At 51.1% G+C, this 3,289-nt stretch carries 2 protein-coding genes; both read right to left on the minus strand.

Translation table 11 applies throughout. The annotated features are described in order from the left end of the window. Positions 1-2,084 (minus strand): ankyrin repeat domain-containing protein (locus CX664_RS17645; protein ID WP_101748010.1); only part of this gene is annotated, 2,084 nt, incomplete at its 3' end. A 511-nt stretch (positions 2,085-2,595) separates the two neighbouring features. After that, positions 2,596-3,289 (minus strand): ankyrin repeat domain-containing protein (locus CX664_RS17650; protein ID WP_146000108.1); only part of this gene is annotated, 694 nt, incomplete at its 5' end.

The raw sequence follows: 3,289 nt of genomic DNA on the forward strand, positions 1-3,289 counted from the left end.
TTGTTATCCTTCTCTTTGGCCAGTGAGCGGTCAAAGTCCAGCAATGCCTGGATGGCCTCTGTGTGGCCTTTAAGAGCGGCTTTGTGGAGAGCCGTTCGGCCATTCTTATCCTTCTCTTTGGCCAGGGAGCAGCGGTCAAAGTTCAGCAATGCCTGGATGGCCTCTGTGTGGCCTTTTTCAGCAGCTTTGTGGAGAGCCGTTTGGCCATCGTTAGTCTTCTCTTTGGCCAGTGAGGGGTCAAAGTCCAGCAATGCCTGGATGGCCACTGTTTGGCCATTATAAACAGCATAGTGGAGAGCTGTTTGGCCACGGTTATTCTTCTCTTTGGCCAGTGAGCGGTCAAAGGCCAGCAATGTCTGGATGGCCTCTGTGTGGCCTTTAAGAGCAGCTTTGTGGAGAGCCGTTCGGCCATTCTTATCCTTCTCTTTGGCCAGGGAGCGGTCAAAGTTCAGCAATGCCTGGATGGCCTCTGTGTGGCCTTTTTCAGCAGCTTTGTGGAGAGCCGTTTGGCCATCGTTAGTCTTCTCTTTGGCCAGTGAGGGGTCAAAGTCCAGCAATGCCTGGATGGCCACTGTTTGGCCATTATAAACAGCATAGTGGAGAGCTGTTTGGCCACGGTTATTCTTCTCTTTGGCCAGTGAGCGGTCAAAGGCCAGCAATGTCTGGATGGCCTCTGTGTGGCCTTGAGCAGCAGACCAGTGGAGAGCCGTACCGCCACGGTTATTCTTCTCTTTGGCCAGTGAGCGGTCAAAGTTCAGCAATGCCTGGATGGCCTCTGTTTGGTCTTTAAGAGCAGCGTAGTGGAGAGCCGTGAAGCCATATCTATCCTTCTCTTTGGCCAGTGAGCGGTCAAAAATCAACAATGTCTGGATAGCCTCTGTATGGCCGTTAAGAGCAGCGGCGTGAAGAGCCGTTTGGGCATCGTTAGTCTTCTCTTTAGCCAGTGAGGGGTCAAAGTCCAGCAATGCCTGGATGGCCTCTGTGTGGCCTTCATCAGCAGCTTTGTGGAGTACCGTCCAGCCATCGTTATCTTTCTCTTTGGCCAATGAGGGGTCAAAGTTCAGCAATGTCTGGCTGGCCTCTGTGTGGCCTTTAAAAGCAGCGACGTGGAGAGCCGTCTGGCCATATTTATCCTTCTCTTTGGCCAGGGAGGGGGCATTGGTCAGCAATGCTTGTATGGCCCCTGTTTCGCCTTTATGAGCAGCGAAGTGGAGAGCCGTCCAGCTATCGTTATCCCTCTCTTTGGCCAGTGAGGGGTCAAAGTTCAGCAATGTCTGGATGGCCTCTGTTTGGCCATTATAAACAGCGTAGTGGAGAGGGATAGCCGTTTGGCCATTCTTATTCTTCTCTTTGGCCAGGGAGGGGGCAATGGTCAGCAATGCCTTGATGGCCTTTGTGTGGCCTTGACGAGCAGCTAGATGAAGAGCCGTTTCGTCATCGTTATTTTTCACTTTGGCCAGCAATGGGGAGCGGTCAATTTCCACCAATGCATTGACGGTCTCTGTGTGGCCTTGACGAGCAGCTTCGTGGAGAGCCGTATCACCATGGTTATTCTTGACATCAACCTGGATGCGCATGGGGGCAATTTCCTTAAATGCCCTGACGATCTCTGTGTGACCATTACGAGCAGCTAAGTGGAGAGGCGTACAGCCATCGTTCATCTGTTTATTGACTGGGGTTTGATAATTTTCCAGCAGCTTCTTGACGGACTCTATGTGGCCGTTCTGAGCGGCCATATGCAGGGGCGTAGCACCATCTGTATGTGTTTTAACATTGACATCCACTTTAAGCATTCGGGATTCACAATAAGGTGATTCGTCGTCATCGACGCTTTCCCCTTCCTTACGAATCAGTGGCAGTGCCGGTTGCCCGCATTCACTGCATCGGCGTTTATTAAGACTTGTTTCACTCTGCTCATCAAGGTGTCGGGTGATGCACCCCAGGTGGAAAACGTGGGGTTCCGGTTTGCAAGATGTTTCGACCAGTGAGTGTCCACCAAATTGTCCTCTGATATGTTCGTCAGTTATACAGATAGAAGAACAATTAAAGCGGACATCTGTCCCGTTTCTACCGACACCATCCATCGCTTTAGCCTGCCGTTTAACTCAAAACTTCGAGTACGACAAACAATCAGCAGGGTAAGTTCCACAAAAAACAGAATTTTTAACAAGAATATTGTCGTTTAAATCAAAAGTCAGGCATGGAACCAATTTTCACTAGACAGTAATCGTTTATCCGGAATACAAGCAATGGCAACCACAAATATCTGGCAACAGTTCAAGGCGCTGATTCCTGAAGGGGCGCGAATCGTCGCCACCATTACCGCTAATAACGGCAATGGCACCAGTCAGGCAGAGCTTCGGGGTGGTTCGGTTATTACGGTTGAAGAGGAGTCTGTGGGTGTTGGGGAAAAGTATTTATTCAGGATGGGGAGATCAAAGGAGCCGCGCCGAGTCTGGCGCAGTATGAGGTGGAGGTTTGAAACAGTCAAGATTCAAGGCCCGGCACCGGTTTCTTGCTCCTTTTTTAATAAGGAGTTTTTGGCTCGCGGGGTAACGATGGCTGTAAGCCAAGTAGAGAGCCGTCTGGCCACCGTTATTTTTCCCATAGAGAGGATTGCAATATCTGGATGGCCTCTATGTGGCTTTCATCAGCAGCTAAGTGGACAGCCATCTGGCCTAAGTTATCCGTCTCTTTGACCAGGGAAGGGTCAATCTTCAGCAATGTCTGGATGGCCTTTGTGTGGCCTTGAGAAGCAGCTTTGTGGAGAGCCGTTTGGCCATCGTTATCCTTCTCTTTGGCCAGGGAGGGGTCAATGGTTTGCAATGACTGGGTGGCCTCTGTGTGGACTGCAAAAGCAGTTGTGTTAACAGCAGCTGCAAGAGCCGTCCGGACTGCACAAGCAGTTGCGTTAACAGCAGCTGCGAGAGCCGTCCGGACTGACTTATCCTTCTCCTTCTTTTTTTTGGCCGGGGAGGAGGGAATGGTCAGCAATGTCTGGATGGCCTCTGTGTGGCCTTTATAAGCAGCTAAGTGGAGAGCCGTCTGGCCATCGTTATCCTTCTCTTTGGCCAGGGAGCGGTCAAAGGCCAGCAATGTCTGGATGGCCTCTGTGTGGCCCTCAGAAGCAGCTAAGTGGAGAGCCGTATTGCCACGTTTATCCTTCTCTTTGGCCAGGGACGGGTCAATGGTCAGCAATTTCTGGATGGCCTCTGTGTGGCCTTTTTCAGCAGCTTTGTGGAGAGCCGTCTGGCCATCGTTAGTCTTCTCTTTGGCCACAATTTCCAGC

The organism is Endozoicomonas acroporae (assembly GCF_002864045.1).
Classification (GTDB): Bacteria; Pseudomonadota; Gammaproteobacteria; order Pseudomonadales; family Endozoicomonadaceae; genus Endozoicomonas; species Endozoicomonas acroporae.